This is a genomic window from Neorhizobium sp. LjRoot104, assembly GCF_964253725.1.
In the GTDB taxonomy this organism is placed as follows: domain Bacteria; phylum Pseudomonadota; class Alphaproteobacteria; order Rhizobiales; family Rhizobiaceae; genus Neorhizobium.
Genome location: NZ_CAXURS020000001.1, coordinates 1323275 through 1337117, shown reverse-complemented (window position 1 = coordinate 1337117; position 13843 = coordinate 1323275). Strand labels below are relative to the sequence as shown.

The window sequence follows — 13843 nt, the reverse complement described above, 5'->3', positions numbered from 1 at the left end:
TCGAGGCAGTGGGGTTTGATCTTGCAGGATGGACCCTGCTGCCTTTCGTTGTTGAGGCTCTTCATGCAGCCTCCGTGGAGCGCTTTCGCTCCCATTCAATCAACCGAGCTTCATCAAACAGCTTGCGCCGCTTGACCTTCATCGGCTGAGGGAACTCCAGATCCTTGTCGCGGGTCCACCGAAACAACGTGGCATCCGAAATCTTGAACCGGTCGCGCACTTGGGCGCTCGTCATGTAGGTCATCAGTCTGATCTTCCTTTCGTGGACTGTGATCGGTCAGCAACATTCTTAATCTATCATAAACCATACGTTGATGGTTTGGTAGAGTCGCGTTATCCACAAAAACCGCATTTCCTGTGGGAAAATAAGCAAAGATTTCCGCGAGATAGGCCGGAAACGTGAACCAAAACTGAACCTTGTGTGTTCAAGCTTTGTTCTTCGGAGATTTTGAGTCGATTCGAATGTCAATCCACCTTGGGTTTCGCCAGCCGGACGCCAGCGCCGCCGCCGTTTTCGTCGATGAAAACAATGCCTGCACTCTCAAGTGTCATGCGGAGAAGGCGTCTATTAGATTCCCGCATATCGCCCCCCTTCTCAAAAGCCCGGATCGAGACGGCGCTTAACAGGCTCCGCTCCGCGAGGTCGCCCTGCGTCCAGTCCAGGAGTGCGCGCGCCGCTCGGCACTGTTCCGGGGTTATCATCAAACTTTCCTTTTTCACAAGTTACCTCTTGCAATCACTCTAATACACGGTTATGTTTTTCGCAAGTTACATATCAAAAACGAAACCACAAGCGTTCTTGACGAATATCAAGCCGGGAGTTGACAGCATGGTTAATTTTTTTGGAAGCGCCTTCAACATCAGCGCTCGCCGCGTCGGCGGGATCAGGTTCTTGAAGGTCGGAAGACTGACGTTCGCGTTCAGCGTCTCGCGCGCTTATCGCCCCATCGGAGCCCGCTAAAGCGGAACGGATCGGGAGGGAGCTGGAACTCCTCCCCGATCCAAGATCACAACGAAACCCTTGGAAGGAACCGAAAATGACCAACAACAAAGCTATCACAGTCGCTGCAGCCTTGGAACCCAAGATGAGCCGCCGCCAGATGCTTACCGGCATCGCAGCCGCATCGGCTTCCGTCGCCGTCGTCGCAACGCCTTCCCCGGCGAAGTCTGCAGCCGCTTCCACCGCCGAGAACCCCGAACTGCTGCAGGCTCACGCTGAACTGCTGGCATCTCGCGCCGAACATGAACAGGCAAAGACGGCGCTGGAATGGCTTGTCGATGAATGGCGGCACCTGTGGCCGCTCGCACCTGAAGACCTGCTGGGCGGCGCCAACGCGCAGTCTTCCCACGGCTGGAGAGAAACCGCGGAGCGGGACATTGCCGGTCGGCTCTTGATGCGGGACACCAGCGTCCTCACCAAACGGCTGAATGCGAGGCAGCGCGCCAAACAAGAGAAGACATGCTTCCATGTCCTCACACATGAGAACGCCAAGGAAGCGCTTGCCTCGTGGGAGAAATGCACTCCGGTCGGCCGGACTGAAAAGTCCCTCGCTCGCCACCGCGCCCACCGCGAAGACATGATCCGGAAGTATCGCAGACTGATCCCTGTCGCCAAAGCCTATGAGGAGGAGACTGCACGGCTCAGGGCTGCATCGGGCGTAGACGCCCTGAAAGAACGCATCTGGAAGACTGACGCGAAGGTGGACAGGGCAGCTTCGAAAATCTCCCGCATTCCGGCCTTCACGCCGGCCGGCCTCGCGATCAAGGCGGAGATCCTTGCCGCCAGCCCCGTCTTCGCGTCGGAGATCGGGAACCGTGGGTTCCTCGGAGACACCGCCCGCTTGATCCAGGCGGTCATTGATATGGCCGGGAGGGCATGAAGATGAAGACCAACGACGCCATTACCCCGGCTGACGTAGCGCGCAGCTATCTGATAATCGCCCTGCTGCAGGTTACCCGCGATGCGGCGGATTATCTCAACGACCACGGGGAGCCCGCGGGCAGGCTCAGGGAACGTTCCGGCAGCATCGCGGCCGTTCTCGATCATATAGGCGAACTGCATGGTGAGTTACACGACGCTGTTGAGCGCGCCACCCGCGAAGGCGATGGAGAAGCCGAATGAGCATCGCCCTCAAGAAGCGCAAGCAGCTCGATCAGTTCATGAGCCGCGTCATGGAGCCCCTTCCCCAGGGGGGCTCTAACGGACATCGAATATAACCGCATGCTCCGTGACGCGCGCCGGACGGCATGGCACAAGGGCGAAGCCACGCTGAGGCTCCATCATGCGCGCCTCGAAATCCATGACGCCATGCTGATCTTTGATCGCGTCGTGGTCGAGCAGCATCTAACAGATGAGGATGAGGTTGCGATTTACAGCAAGCGCGATCGGATGCTTGCCAACATGAAAGCGGCGACCGAGAGACAGATCAGAACGCCCGCGCCAGATCAGGCCGCTATCGAATGGAAGCGGCGGAGGATGGGGGACCTTTATTCAACCGCCCGAATCAGTCGGGAGGAGATTGCCGAGTTGATCGCGGCCGACGAGGCGTTCCTTGCAGCCCATCCGATCAAGAAGGGCCGAGCCTCGTAATCGAGTGGACAAATTGGCCACTTGATCGCGCCTAACGTTCCCTGCCCTGCCCGCTTCGCGAATGGAGCGGGCTTTTTTGCGCCCTCGTTACCCCAGGCGTTACCCCGAAAAGGACACCTGAGTTTTCAGGGCTGCTATGTTGTTGAATTTGTTGGCGACCCCTGCAGGACTCGAACCTGCGACCTGCTGCTTAGAAGGCAGCTGCTCTATCCAGTTGAGCTAAGGGGCCGATCTCGGCAGCGGCGCCCGGGAAAGCCCGAGCGGCTAAAATCAATGCGTCCAGGGCTGGCTGCGGTTGAAACGGAAGTTATCGGTGTAGGAAACGATCTGGCGATTCGGATCCTTCGGCTGAATGACGCGGTATTCGATGCCTTCCCGCCTGGCGTAGGCTTCCGCCTGTTCCTGGCTCTCGAAGGTCAGGCGAAGCTGCTGCTTCATGTCGCCGGAGGACGTGTAGCCAAGGATCGGATCGATGCGGCGGGGCTGTTCCTGGTCGAATTCCAGCACCCAGAGATGGGTCTTGGCCTTGCCGGACTGCATGGCGGTCTTTGCGGGACGATAGATCTTGGCGGCCATTCCTGTAACGCTCCATGGAATGGAACGGATGAGGAGCTCCTCCTGAAAGCGTGGTCGGAGTGGAGAGATTCGAACTCCCGACCCTCTGGTCCCAAACCAGATGCGCTACCAGACTGCGCTACACTCCGTTCCTACGTTGGTTGCGAGATACACGGTTCCCCCTTGTGCCGCAACAGCAAAATGGAACCGCGGTTACGCTAAAGCAAACAAGCCGAGGATAACCCGGAAGATGACCACAAGGGATCACCACTGATTGCCGATACGTTTGCTAATCACCTTGTCGCCCACCTTGAGCCCAAGCGACTTCGCGCGGCCGGCATTGAGCTCCAGCACAAATTTCACCGGTCCGCGCGAATCGATGATGTCACGCGAATAGGGCACCGCGTTCTCGCGGATGTGCGAGATCGTGCCATCCCCTTGGATGAACAGCATGTCGAGGGCGAGGATGGTGTTCTCCATCCACATGGAAACCGACCGCGGCGTGCCGAAATCGAAGAGCATGCCGGCGTCCGGCGCCATCACCTTGCGGTACATCAGCCCCCGCTCGCGCTGGGCATCGGTAAAGGCCAGTTCGACGGAGAACTTGTAGGTCTGGCCGGAGGCCGTCTTGATCGAAAGCTCGTCGCGCGGAAAGGTCACGTCCTGCGCAACCGCGCTGCCCGCCAAGATGAGAAAAAGCGCCGCAAGGGCGCTTTTCAGAAACGATGGAAACGAGAAACGCATCAGTGCGACCGGCTCACGGGATTGGGATTGTCGGGGTGGATTTCTGCCGCCATCAGGCCCTTGTCACCCGGTCCGAAGCGCACCAGCACGACCTGGCCCGGACGCAGCTCAGTGAGGCCGAACCGGCGCAGCGTCTCCATATGCACGAAGATATCTTCCGTCCCCTCGCCGCGCGTCAGGAAGCCGAAACCCTTGGTGCGGTTGAACCATTTCACCAAAGCCCGCTCAAGGCCGCTGGTTGCCGTCACCTGGACGTGCGTGCGTACCGGTGGAAGATCCGAAGGGTGCACGGCGGTCGACTGATCCATGGACAGGATGCGGAACGCCTGATAGCCGCGATCCCGCTTCTGGATCATCGCGACGATGCGCGTGCCTTCCAGAATAGTCTGGTATCCGTCTCGACGAAGGCAGGTGACGTGGAGAAGCACGTCCTGCATGCCGTTGTCGGGAACAATGAAGCCGAACCCCTTCGCCACATCGAACCATTTGACGACGCCGGTGATTTCGATCAGCTCGACCGGTTCGCCCGGAAGCTCCTCGAAACTGCCAACGTCTTTCGATGACATTCTGTCTGCCATATCCTGTCGGCCCCTCGATTACGCGTTACGACGTGACGATCAACTGATTCTTAGAGGATAGATTAACATCCTGCTAACCATCTAGCGCAAGTCCCTGCCTTGGTTTTATCCACGTTCATCTCTATCCAGAGTGGCTTGCTCCGGGCTTGCGTCTGCGCCATATCCAGCACGGACCCGAACGCGGTCTATTGGCGACTGGATTTATCGGAGGAAGACACCATAATGCGTTATCTTCATACCATGGTCCGGGTGAAAGACCTGGACGCCTCACTTCATTTCTACACAACCGTTTTCGGCCTTGAAGAGATCCGCCGCATCGAGAACGAGAAGGGCCGTTTCACGCTCGTCTTTCTCGCAGCACCCGGCGATCTCAGCGACGCCAAGACCAATCTCGCACCCTGCGTCGAGCTGACCTACAATTGGGACACGGAAGATTATACCGCAGGTCGCAACTTCGGTCACCTCGCCTATGAGGTCGATAACATCTACGAATTCTGCCAGCACCTTTCGGACAACGGCATCACCATCAACCGTCCGCCGCGCGAAGGCCGGATGGCGTTCGTCCGCTCGCCGGACGGAATTTCCATCGAACTGCTCCAGAAAGGCGACAACCTGCCGGTTGCCGAACCCTGGGCTTCAGCGCCGAATATCGGCAGCTGGTAGAAGTTCTCGACGCGGCGGTTCGATTTTACCCGACCGCCGCGTTCCTTCCCCAACCTTTCCTTAGGCCCCAACCTTTCCCCAGGCCCTAACCTTTCCCCAGGCTGACCTCGCCTGCCCCGACCGGCTTGTCGATGGCGCCCTTCCGCGAGATGCTCGGGCAAGATGATTCGCGGCATGACGCCCGCGAAACGAGCCGACGGGGCATGCCTTGCCAAAAACGCCTTTCCTTTGTTCGAACGTCCGCATGGCGCTGGTGATCGCCTGTCTTTCCGCCTTGACGCTCGGCGGCTGCACCACCAGCAAAAAGACGGCTGATGCCGCGACGCCCGCGCCGCGCACCACGGTGCCGGCAAGCGCCAAGGGCATCCTTGCCAAGGGCGGCACCACGGCTTCGAACCGCCATGTCGCTCCGGCCGCCCCCAAGGCGGAGGCGCAGTCAGCCCAGGCAACCGCCGCAATCGCACCGGCTGCCGTTCCCACCGCGGAAAATACGTTCCCGCCGGCGCCGGCACAGCCACAGCAGGCCTCGATTGCCGGCCTTTCGACCCAATCGACCGGCGTGCGCGCCGACAGCGGTACGATCTTTTCGGCGAACCCGCCCATGGCGGCCGCGCCATCCGGCAACGGCCCGGTTCCGGCCAATCTGCCGAGACGGAATTTCAACGCCACCACCGCCAGCGTCTACAGCATGCCGCAGGCCACGCCCGCCGCAGCCTGCGGGACCGACGCTCAGGGCAATCCTTTAAGCTGCTGATTCGACGCTATTTTCGCTTGAGTGACCAATGTCGGGAAGGCCGTCATTTTTTTGTAAAAAAGATGGCTTTAGCGCTTGCGGGAAAGAAATCCCCTCTCTATAAGAGCGCCACGAAGCGCAGGCGCCCTTCGTCTATCGGTTAGGACACCAGATTTTCATTCTGGGAAGAGGGGTTCGACTCCCCTAGGGCGTGCCACTTCCACCTCCCCCAAGCTTTTGTTTTTGTTTCCGTATCCAGCTTTCGCGCAACGTTTTGCGGCCGCGTGATTTTTTGCGTTCGCAAGCGCTGGAAAATGCAATTTTGCGCTTGCGGGATAGAAACACCCTGACTATAAGGGCGCCACCACGAAGCGCACGCGCCCTTCGTCTATCGGTTAGGACACCAGATTTTCATTCTGGGAAGAGGGGTTCGACTCCCCTAGGGCGTGCCACTTCTTTTTCTTCCCCAGCAAATGTAACGACCGACAAGACAAATTTGCTCCTCAGCAACATTCTTGGTTTCGGTATCAGCCTCGATATCTGCGGCCTGATCTCGCCGTTCAACGAAGTGTTCTTTCCCTGAAGACAAAAGAGAAAGCTGGGGATTACTGAATTTTGCCGAACAACCGTTCCAACCAAAGCGGGTATTATTTGCCCGAAGGTGGGGAACGTCTATGTCCAACAAGCCGACACAGAAGCATATTAATTACGGCTCGGTCTCATTTTCTTTAGTTGGCCTGAAAGCCCTGATGTCGGACCTCAGCGCTATTGTGAGCGAACAGGGAGAGATTGAGCTTGCGCAAACTAAAAAACGGGATGATCAAACTCAGGAAGATCACGAGGAGTTTCTTGCTAGAGCGAGAACAGATATCTTCAAAATCCTGGCAACAGTGAACTATAGTGACGGCTCGTCAGTCCACACTTCCGACCCAGTTGATATTGAGTTCGATGCAGAGGGGCATCTTATAGAGAGCTTTTACGTCTCCAACGTCACACCCTATAAGCAAAATGCCGGCTTCGACCCCTCGCACTACTTCCATCTTTTTTTGGATTTTAGCCAGCCACCTTTGCTAGACGCCGCACAACTCATTTCGAGCCCGACCGCAAACAATACGCACCTCAACATCCAAGGACGTCGGGCTGGTTGTGACCTGCCACGGGTAATTTCCTCCAGAATGGATTAGAGTCCGGCCCATAAAAGGACGGACGAATGAAGAAGCAGCGATTTACGGAAGAGCAGATTATTGCGGTGTTGAAGGAGCAGGAGGCAGGAGCGAAAGCGGCCGATCTCTGCCGCAAGCACGGAATTTCAGAAGCGACGTTTTATAATTGGAAAGCCAAATACGGCGGCATGGAGGTCTCCGAGGCGAAGCGGCTGAAGGCGCTTGAGGACGAGAACGCGAGGCTGAAGAAGCTGCTGGCCGAACAGATGCTGGATGCAGCCGCACTGCGCGAGCTTCTTGCAAAAAATGTATGGTCCGCCTCGTCCGTGCAAGAGTTCGCGACATCGCAAATGACGATTCCAGTTGCATAAATGTATCCGGCCTCTCGCGAGTGGACTGCGGTTGCAGCCAGGCCATGATGAGATCCGCACACGCCGTTCCCAATAAATGGTCCAGGCACGAAGCCCGCTTTTTTGCACAGGGCTTACGGCATGTTGATCCACTGTTTCGTCATCACTATTCCCGAGCCTTGCAATCGAGCTTGGATCCTCAGGTGAAGGCAGGGTCTCTGCGTTCGTAGAGCGCTCCAGGCCTGGTCAGGACGACCCAGACGATCCGGGCCATTTTAGCGGCAAGTGCGACGACAGCTTTGTTGGGGTGCATCCGAGCCTGAAGGCCATCCAGCCAGTTCCCCAATCGATCTCGTGTTCGGTCGAGGTGCCGAAAGCAGGATCGTGCTCCATGTACGAGGAGCTTGCGCACATAGCGGTTCCCCCGCTTGCTGATGCCGAGAAGCTTCTGCTTTCCTCCGGTCGAGTATTCCCGTGGCACAAGGCCAAGCCACGCTGCCAGATCGCGAGCTTTCTGGAATTGCCGGCCGTTTCCAATGGCAGCCAGGAGCGCAGTTGCCCCCAACGCTCCGATCCCAGGGATCGTCATGAGCCGTCTTGCGGCATCCTCTCGACTGGCTACAGCTTCGATCTCGCGTGTGACGTCGCCGATGCGTCGTTCCAACTGGCCTAGATCGGTGAACAAATCTGCAAGCAGCTTACGCATCGCCGACGAAAGGTCGTTTGACCGGTCCTCGATAACTTGCGGCAGGTCGAGCTTGAACAGGCCCGCGCCTTGCCGCAGGGCGATCCCGTATTCGAGGCAGAATGCTCGCATTTGATTGATCAGGCGTGTCCTTGTGCCGATCATCTGATCCCGCACCCGGTGCAAAGCCTGAAGATCGGCTTGTTCTTCGCTTTTGAGTGCTGCAAACCGCATCGTTGGTCGGGTCGCCGCCTCAGCGATCGCCTCCGCATCGATGATATCGGACTTGTTCGATTTGACGTAGGGCTTCACAAACTGTGCGGGGATCAAGCGTACCCTATGCCCGAGAGCCTGTATCTTCCTGGCGATCCACTGAGATCCCGCGCACGATTCCATCCCCACGATCGCCGGCGCCGCTCGTTCGAAGAACTGCAGCAGTGTGTCGCGTCGGAACCGAACCTTCTGGACGGGCACGCCATCGCTTCTGAGACCGACGACGTGGAATATGTTCTTGCCGATATCAATTCCGTAGACAGCCGCTGGGCGCGGCACATTGCGCTGTGGCATTGCAACCTCCTTCAGTTTGAAAGCCTCATGATGCGGCAGGAGGACGAGGCGGACCATCCCATTAATGGTAGGGCCTGCCGCCAAGCGTGACGCCGTCACGCATCTGAAGGCCGTGATGGGTCTTTCGGAACGGCGGGCCTGCCAGATCATATCCGCTGACCGCAAGATGATCCGCTACCGGTCGTGCCGACCGCCGGAGGTGGCGCTGCGAGCAAAGCTGCGCGACTTGGCCAATGAACGACGGCGCTTCGGTTATAGAAGGTTGTTCATCCTGCTCCGGCGGGACGGAGAGCGGTCTGGCGTCAATCGCATCTACCGGCTCTATCGCGAGGAAGGTCTTTCCGTCCGCAAGCGGAAAGCCAGGCGGCGTGCCGTCGGCACGCGTGCGCCGATCCTGGTCGAGGCGAAGGCCAATGCCCGCTGGTCGCTGGACTTCGTGCATGACCAGTTTGCCTGCGGCAGACGCTTTCGCGTGCTCAACATTGTCGATGATGTGACGCGCGAATGCCTGGCAGCGATCCCGGACACGTCTATCTCTGGTCGGCGGGTCGCCCGAGAACTGACGACGCTGATCGAACGACGCGGCAAGCCAGGAATGATTGTCTCCGACAACGGCACCGAACTCACGTCGAATGCCATCCTCGCCTGGTCGAAGGATCACAAGGTCGAATGGCACTACATCGCGCCAGGAAAGCCGATGCAGAATGGCTATGTCGAGAGTTTCAACGGGCGCATGCGCGACGAGCTGCTCAACGAAAGCCTGTTCTTCGGCCTCGATCATGCCCGCAGCGCCATTGCTGAATGGGCGGACGACTACAACCATTTCCGGCCGCACTCCTCGCTCGGATACCAAACCCCGGCAGATTTTGCCGGGACCATCGCCGCAACCGGCTCCAACGCTACGCAAGATGAAGGCTACGCGTTTCCGCCGGTTGCTCACACCGCGCCACTTGGCGTATTCAAAACCGCCGGGGCTCTAGTCGCCGCTGGATGAAAGTTCCATGGCAGGTCAGTTGGCGAACAGCCATCGAAGAGGCTGTAAGTAAGCGGATCAAAAAACGGCGGCACATTCGAAACCTCTTCCATAAGGGCTTTATTTATGACTTCGGGCTCTTAATCATGGGCCTGCCGGCTAGCATCTATGCCTGCTGGTACGCGTCGCCGTTAATCCAGCAACACTTCGGCAACGTGAATGCCGTCGTGACATCAGCGGCTTATCTCTATGTCGGTTTTTGTGCCCTATGGTTTTACCGGCTATTGTTTTCTTACACCAAGTGGGCGTTTCCACTTGTAGAACTCACCGATCAAGACACTCGGCCGAAGTTCCATCGGAAAATATGGTGGACTATTGTGACCGTCCTTGCGGGCAAGCTGTTCTGGGATTTGGGGGACCCTTATGTCTCACTCCCTCTATGGTGGAAAGCGCTCAATCCATAACAGTACTGTGCAAACATGTTGCGCAACGAGAAAAACGCCGCCCTGCCAAAGCAGGTAACGCTCGCTCCCGCAAACCCACTTGAGCGCTCTTACAGAGCCTTCACCGCGTCGAGCAGGCGAAGCTGCATCCGGCGCGTGCCCTGCCATTGATCGGCGCTGAGGCAGCCGGCGGCGTGGATCTGGGCACCCCTCGAATTCAGCAGCATGTTCCCAAGCGGCGTTTCCGCCGCCCGGAAGGCGATGCCTTCGAGACGCGAGCCGTCGGCCGCCTCCAGCGTCACCTTGATATGAGCGGTGCCGACAAGGCGGGCATCCTTCAGGCGGTGGGCGGGGATGGCAAAGACGGGCTGCGAATGGCCCGAGCCATAGGGGCCGGCCTGCTCGAGCTGGTCGAAGAGTTCGAGTGTCGCGCCCGACGCAGATAGCGCGCCGTCGATCTTCAGCACGTGATTGGCGACCAGCGCCGGCACGCCCTCGCCCGCCATTTCCTCAAAGAAGGCGCGCAGGCGGCCGAGATTGCTGCGCTCGACCGTCAGCCCCGCCGCCATGGCATGGCCGCCGCCCTTGACGAGCAGGCCGGCATCGACGGCCGCGCGGACCATGCGGCCCATGTCGAAGCCGTTGATCGAACGGCCGGAGCCCGTGCCCTTGCCGGAGGGATCGAAGGCAATCGCAAAGGTCGGCCGCTTGAATTTCTCCTTCAGCCGCGCCGCAATCAACCCGACGATGCCGGGATGCCACTTGTCGCGCGCCGTGACGATGACGTTTGCCCCCTCGCCGTTGCCGTATTCGGCAAGCACTTCGGCTTCCGCCTCGGCAAGCATGGCCGCCTCCATGGCCTGCCGCTCGCGGTTGAGCTCATCCAGCCGAGCGGCAATCACCTCGGCCTCAATCGGATCTTCCAGCGTCAGCAGACGGCTGCCGAGCGCCGCATCGCCGATGCGTCCGCCGGCATTGATGCGGGGGCCGATCAGGAAGCCGAAATGATAGGGCGTCACCGGGCCGCCCAGCCCCGCCTTGCGGAACAGCGCCGCAAGCCCGGCATTGCCCATATGGCGGGCCGCAATCAGGCCCTTGACCACGTAGGCGCGATTGAGGCCCTTCAGCGGCACCACGTCGCAGACGGTCGCCAGCGCCACGATATCGAGCCAGGCGAGCAGGTCGAGCGACCTGGCGCGTGGATCGCCGATTTCGCGCAAGTGCCGCGCGGCCGCGACCAAGACCAGGAAGACGACGCCCGCGGCGCAGAGATGACCCTGGCCGGAAAGATCGTCCTCGCGGTTGGGGTTGACGAGCGCGAGACACGGCGGCAGTTCGTGGCCGAGCTGGTGGTGGTCGATGACCACGACATCGCAGCCTTCGTCGCGGGCCGCGGCGAGCGCATCATGGCTGGTGGAGCCGCAATCGACGGTGACGATCAGGCTTGCGCCATTGGCGATCAGCTGGCGGATCGCCGTCGGATTGGGGCCGTAGCCCTCGAAGATGCGATCAGGAATGTAGATTTCCGCCTCGACGCCGAAATGGCGGAGGAACCGGTAGAGCAACGCCGAAGAAGACGCACCGTCGACGTCATAGTCGCCAAAGATCGCGACCTTTTCCCGCCTGGCGATCGCGTCACTGAGCCGGTGCACAGCCTTTTCGCAATCGGTCAGCGTGTAAGGATCCGGCATCAGCGAGCGGATCGTCGGGTCGAGGAAAGCCGGTGCATCGTCGAGCGCGACGCCGCGGCCGGCGAGCACCCGGGCGACGAGATCGGGAATGCCATGAATCTGGGCGATCGCCAGCGCCCGGTTCTGCGCCGCCTGGTCGAGACGCGACACCCAGCGCTGGTCGCCCGCGGAGCGTTCGACGCCGAGGAATGCGCGCGGGACGGGATCAACCGTTTCCGCCGAGGATGAAAGCGCGGAGAAAATTCTGGTCATGAAGCGCTTCTAGCGTATCGCGGGTGCGAGAGGAATCGATTTGACGAGATCAGTGGATGGATCGGGCCGTCTTTCGATTGGCGACCCATCACAGCAGCGACCAGACAAATGCCGAGCCGCTGATGCTGGCCGCAGCCGCGAAGAAGACAAGCAGGAAGGTAAAACTCCATCGCCCGTCAAGACCGTCGCCGCTCGCCTGATCGTTGGCGTGGACAAGACGAATGGGCCGGCAGTCATGTGGCCTGGGGTGGGCCTCACCGAGTTGCAGCCGATACCCCTTGTTCCGGGTGCTGATTTTCCGCCTATCCATAGCCCGCGTATTCATGGCGATCGCGCAAGCCTCCTCGACGGTGATTGCCACTGACAAGCTACGTCCGGAGGCCCCTCAGCGGCCAGCCGGGGAGCCTTTGCGGCATTCGTTTTCGCGAACGTTCCTGAAAGGTTCCTGCGTTTCCCACAGGAAACAGCTGGACCGGCTTTGGAACGCTGCGGCTTTTCAGAAAGCCTTGGGCCGCTCGATGCGAATCACCTGGGGCTCGCCGACGAGATAGCTCTCGGCCTTGATCGCATCGACCGCCTTGCGGACCGAATCCTCGGTGGTCGCATGGGTGACGAGAATGATCGTCTTCGGCGTGTCGGTCGCGGCATCCGGCTTGGGGCGCTGCATGATCGATTCCAGCGAGATGCCGTTTTCCGCCATGCGGGCGGCGATGCTGGCAAAGACGCCGGTGCGGTCGGCGACCGTCAGGCGGATGAAGTAACCGCCCTCGTGGCTCTGCATGCGGGCGCGCTTGTAAGGCGCCAGGGAAGCAGCCGGGGTGCCGAGGACCGGTACGCGCTGCGCGCCCGGGCTGCTCTTGGCGATATCGGCGATATCGCCGAGAACGGCGGACGCGGTCGCATCGCCGCCGGCGCCGGGGCCGACCATCAGCAATTCGCCGAGGATATCGGATTCGATCGCCACCGCATTGGTGACGCCATCGACCTGCGCGATGACCGAGTCATGCGGCACCATGGTCGGATGCACGCGCTGCTCGATGCCGCTGTCGGTCTGCTGGGCGACGCCCAGGAGCTTGATGCGATAGCCGAGGTCGGCCGCCGCATGAATGTCCTCGATCGAGATATTGCTGATGCCTTCGAGATAGATCTCGTCGGCGGCAATCTTCGTGCCGAAGGCGAGCGTCGTCAGGATGGCGAGCTTGTGGGCCGTGTCGTTGCCCTCGATGTCGAAGGCCGGGTCGGCCTCGGCGTAACCGAGCCGCTGCGCTTCCTTGAGGCAATCGGCAAACGACAGGCCTTCCTTCTCCATCCGGGTCAGGATGTAGTTGCAGGTGCCGTTCATGATGCCGTAGACGCGCGACACGGTGTTGCCGGTCAGGGACTCGCGAAGCGCCTTGATGACCGGAATGCCGCCGGCGACGGCCGCTTCGAAATTGAGAAGGACGCTCTTCTCCTCGGCGATCCTGGCGAGTTCGACGCCGGAAGCGGCGAGCAGCGCCTTGTTGGCCGTCACCACATGGAGACCGCGGGTCAGCGCTGCCTTAACGGAATCGGCAGCAGCGCCCGAGGCGCCGCCCATCAATTCCACGAAGACGTCGATATCGGCCTCGGCGGCCAGCTTTTCGGGCGTGTCGAACCAGGTGATGCCGGAAATATCGATACCGCGGTCGCGGGATTTGTCGCGCGCCGTGACCGCCGTGATCTCGATCGCACGGCCGCATGTGGTCGCCAGTTCATTCGCGCGGGTCTGGATGATCCGGACGAGCGAGGCACCCACAGTGCCGAGACCCGCAATGCCGACTTTGAGGGCGTCTGCCATGCTATTTCTTCCTGATTGCCTGGGAGGTGGCGGCCCG

The 13843-nt window shown here is 59.9% G+C and carries 16 protein-coding genes, 4 tRNA genes and 2 pseudogenes; 11 read left to right on the top strand and 11 right to left on the bottom strand.

Annotated elements, in window-relative coordinates; all coding sequences use genetic code 11:
- Nucleotides 1-61: 61 nt before the first annotated feature.
- Nucleotides 62-244, bottom strand: a complete 183-nt coding sequence (locus ACSQ8R_RS06845) for a helix-turn-helix domain-containing protein (protein ID WP_436252655.1) — start codon at nucleotides 242-244, stop codon at nucleotides 62-64.
- A gap of 221 nt (nucleotides 245-465) precedes the next feature.
- Nucleotides 466-720, bottom strand: coding sequence for a transcriptional regulator (locus tag ACSQ8R_RS06840; RefSeq protein WP_436252654.1), 255 nt, complete (start codon nucleotides 718-720; stop codon nucleotides 466-468).
- A gap of 317 nt (nucleotides 721-1037) precedes the next feature.
- Between ACSQ8R_RS06840 and ACSQ8R_RS06835 the strand changes: the two genes are divergently transcribed.
- The 3 genes from ACSQ8R_RS06835 (at nucleotide 1038) to ACSQ8R_RS06825 (ending at nucleotide 2590) form a co-directional block, all read left to right on the top strand.
- Nucleotides 1038-1880: a hypothetical protein gene (locus ACSQ8R_RS06835; RefSeq protein ID WP_436252653.1), complete on the top strand. Its 843-nt coding sequence runs from the start codon at nucleotides 1038-1040 to the stop codon at nucleotides 1878-1880.
- Nucleotides 1877-2122, top strand: coding sequence for a hypothetical protein (locus tag ACSQ8R_RS06830; protein WP_436252652.1), 246 nt, complete (start codon nucleotides 1877-1879; stop codon nucleotides 2120-2122). The genes ACSQ8R_RS06835 and ACSQ8R_RS06830 overlap by 4 nt, the downstream gene beginning before the upstream one ends.
- A gap of 99 nt (nucleotides 2123-2221) precedes the next feature.
- Entirely contained in the window at nucleotides 2222-2590 is a 369-nt protein-coding gene (locus tag ACSQ8R_RS06825; protein ID WP_436252651.1) for a hypothetical protein, read from the top strand.
- Between the two features lie 152 nt (nucleotides 2591-2742).
- Here the strand turns inward: ACSQ8R_RS06825 and ACSQ8R_RS06820 are convergent.
- The 5 genes from ACSQ8R_RS06820 to ACSQ8R_RS06800 all read right to left on the bottom strand — a co-directional run bounded on the left by ACSQ8R_RS06820 (nucleotide 2743) and on the right by ACSQ8R_RS06800 (nucleotide 4467).
- Nucleotides 2743-2819 (bottom strand) — tRNA-Arg (locus ACSQ8R_RS06820).
- A 41-nt stretch (nucleotides 2820-2860) separates the two neighbouring features.
- Nucleotides 2861-3166 (bottom strand): ETC complex I subunit, encoded by a 306-nt coding sequence (locus ACSQ8R_RS06815; RefSeq protein ID WP_436252650.1) that lies wholly within the window; start codon nucleotides 3164-3166, stop codon nucleotides 2861-2863.
- A gap of 51 nt (nucleotides 3167-3217) precedes the next feature.
- Nucleotides 3218-3294 (bottom strand) — tRNA-Pro (locus ACSQ8R_RS06810).
- Nucleotides 3295-3409: 115 nt separating this feature from the next.
- Nucleotides 3410-3889 (bottom strand): DUF192 domain-containing protein, encoded by a 480-nt coding sequence (locus ACSQ8R_RS06805; RefSeq protein WP_436252649.1) that lies wholly within the window; start codon nucleotides 3887-3889, stop codon nucleotides 3410-3412.
- Nucleotides 3889-4467, bottom strand: a complete 579-nt coding sequence (locus ACSQ8R_RS06800; RefSeq protein WP_037084473.1) for a cold-shock protein — start codon at nucleotides 4465-4467, stop codon at nucleotides 3889-3891. Before ACSQ8R_RS06800 ends, ACSQ8R_RS06805 begins: the two co-directional genes overlap by 1 nt.
- A 222-nt stretch (nucleotides 4468-4689) precedes the next feature.
- Between ACSQ8R_RS06800 and ACSQ8R_RS06795 the strand changes: the two genes are divergently transcribed.
- The 6 genes and pseudogenes from ACSQ8R_RS06795 to ACSQ8R_RS06770 all read left to right on the top strand — a co-directional run.
- A complete protein-coding gene (locus tag ACSQ8R_RS06795; protein ID WP_436252648.1) occupies nucleotides 4690-5130 on the top strand; it encodes a VOC family protein in 441 nt (146 codons plus the stop codon).
- A 244-nt stretch (nucleotides 5131-5374) separates the two neighbouring features.
- Complete coding sequence (locus ACSQ8R_RS06790) at nucleotides 5375-5884, top strand: hypothetical protein (protein WP_436252647.1); 510 nt, start codon at nucleotides 5375-5377, stop codon at nucleotides 5882-5884.
- 121 nt (nucleotides 5885-6005) lie between these two features.
- A tRNA-Glu gene (locus tag ACSQ8R_RS06785) sits at nucleotides 6006-6080 on the top strand.
- A 160-nt stretch (nucleotides 6081-6240) separates the two neighbouring features.
- Nucleotides 6241-6315: transfer RNA gene (locus ACSQ8R_RS06780), tRNA-Glu, on the top strand.
- A 222-nt stretch (nucleotides 6316-6537) separates the two neighbouring features.
- Entirely contained in the window at nucleotides 6538-7047 is a 510-nt protein-coding gene (locus tag ACSQ8R_RS06775) for a hypothetical protein (RefSeq protein WP_436252646.1), read from the top strand.
- A gap of 26 nt (nucleotides 7048-7073) precedes the next feature.
- A pseudogene (locus ACSQ8R_RS06770) lies at nucleotides 7074-7337 on the top strand (transposase); the annotation flags it as partial.
- A 238-nt stretch (nucleotides 7338-7575) separates the two neighbouring features.
- Here ACSQ8R_RS06770 and ACSQ8R_RS06765 read toward each other — a convergent pair.
- Nucleotides 7576-8628 carry an IS110 family transposase gene (locus ACSQ8R_RS06765; RefSeq protein WP_436251768.1) on the bottom strand — a complete coding sequence of 351 codons (1053 nt, stop codon included), beginning with the start codon at nucleotides 8626-8628 and terminating at the stop codon, nucleotides 7576-7578.
- Between the two features lie 64 nt (nucleotides 8629-8692).
- On the opposite strand from ACSQ8R_RS06765, the pseudogene ACSQ8R_RS06760 reads away from it, so the two are divergent.
- Nucleotides 8693-9622, top strand: a pseudogene (locus tag ACSQ8R_RS06760) (IS3 family transposase); the annotation flags it as partial.
- Entirely contained in the window at nucleotides 9619-10065 is a 447-nt protein-coding gene (locus tag ACSQ8R_RS06755; protein ID WP_436252645.1) for a hypothetical protein, read from the top strand. The pseudogene ACSQ8R_RS06760 and the gene ACSQ8R_RS06755, both read left to right, overlap by 4 nt.
- An 89-nt stretch (nucleotides 10066-10154) precedes the next feature.
- Here the strand turns inward: ACSQ8R_RS06755 and recJ are convergent, their stop codons facing one another.
- From recJ to ACSQ8R_RS06740, 3 genes are all read right to left on the bottom strand, one after another.
- Complete coding sequence (recJ, locus tag ACSQ8R_RS06750) at nucleotides 10155-11987, bottom strand: single-stranded-DNA-specific exonuclease RecJ (RefSeq protein ID WP_436252644.1); 1833 nt, start codon at nucleotides 11985-11987, stop codon at nucleotides 10155-10157.
- A gap of 88 nt (nucleotides 11988-12075) precedes the next feature.
- Complete coding sequence (locus tag ACSQ8R_RS06745; protein ID WP_436252643.1) at nucleotides 12076-12348, bottom strand: hypothetical protein; 273 nt, start codon at nucleotides 12346-12348, stop codon at nucleotides 12076-12078.
- 135 nt (nucleotides 12349-12483) lie between these two features.
- Entirely contained in the window at nucleotides 12484-13806 is a 1323-nt protein-coding gene (locus tag ACSQ8R_RS06740) for a homoserine dehydrogenase (RefSeq protein ID WP_436252642.1), read from the bottom strand.
- Nucleotides 13807-13843 lie beyond the last annotated feature (37 nt).

What these genes read in the sequence shown, in the direction of transcription:
- ACSQ8R_RS06800 (WP_037084473.1), bottom strand. Translation starts at nt 4,467, where the DNA reads ATGGCAGACAGAATGTCATCGAAAGACGTTGGCAGTTTCGAGGAGCTT.
- ACSQ8R_RS06740 (WP_436252642.1), bottom strand. Translation starts at nt 13,806, where the DNA reads ATGGCAGACGCCCTCAAAGTCGGCATTGCGGGTCTCGGCACTGTGGGT.
- ACSQ8R_RS06815 (WP_436252650.1), bottom strand. Translation starts at nt 3,166, where the DNA reads ATGGCCGCCAAGATCTATCGTCCCGCAAAGACCGCCATGCAGTCCGGC.
- ACSQ8R_RS06825 (WP_436252651.1), top strand. Translation starts at nt 2,222, where the DNA reads ATGCTCCGTGACGCGCGCCGGACGGCATGGCACAAGGGCGAAGCCACG.
- ACSQ8R_RS06755 (WP_436252645.1), top strand. Translation starts at nt 9,619, where the DNA reads ATGAAAGTTCCATGGCAGGTCAGTTGGCGAACAGCCATCGAAGAGGCT.
- recJ (WP_436252644.1), bottom strand. Translation starts at nt 11,987, where the DNA reads ATGACCAGAATTTTCTCCGCGCTTTCATCCTCGGCGGAAACGGTTGAT.
- ACSQ8R_RS06845 (WP_436252655.1), bottom strand. Translation starts at nt 244, where the DNA reads ATGACCTACATGACGAGCGCCCAAGTGCGCGACCGGTTCAAGATTTCG.
- ACSQ8R_RS06795 (WP_436252648.1), top strand. Translation starts at nt 4,690, where the DNA reads ATGCGTTATCTTCATACCATGGTCCGGGTGAAAGACCTGGACGCCTCA.
- ACSQ8R_RS06775 (WP_436252646.1), top strand. Translation starts at nt 6,538, where the DNA reads ATGTCCAACAAGCCGACACAGAAGCATATTAATTACGGCTCGGTCTCA.
- ACSQ8R_RS06835 (WP_436252653.1), top strand. Translation starts at nt 1,038, where the DNA reads ATGACCAACAACAAAGCTATCACAGTCGCTGCAGCCTTGGAACCCAAG.
- ACSQ8R_RS06790 (WP_436252647.1), top strand. Translation starts at nt 5,375, where the DNA reads ATGGCGCTGGTGATCGCCTGTCTTTCCGCCTTGACGCTCGGCGGCTGC.
- ACSQ8R_RS06830 (WP_436252652.1), top strand. Translation starts at nt 1,877, where the DNA reads ATGAAGATGAAGACCAACGACGCCATTACCCCGGCTGACGTAGCGCGC.
- ACSQ8R_RS06765 (WP_436251768.1), bottom strand. Translation starts at nt 8,628, where the DNA reads ATGCCACAGCGCAATGTGCCGCGCCCAGCGGCTGTCTACGGAATTGAT.
- ACSQ8R_RS06805 (WP_436252649.1), bottom strand. Translation starts at nt 3,889, where the DNA reads ATGCGTTTCTCGTTTCCATCGTTTCTGAAAAGCGCCCTTGCGGCGCTT.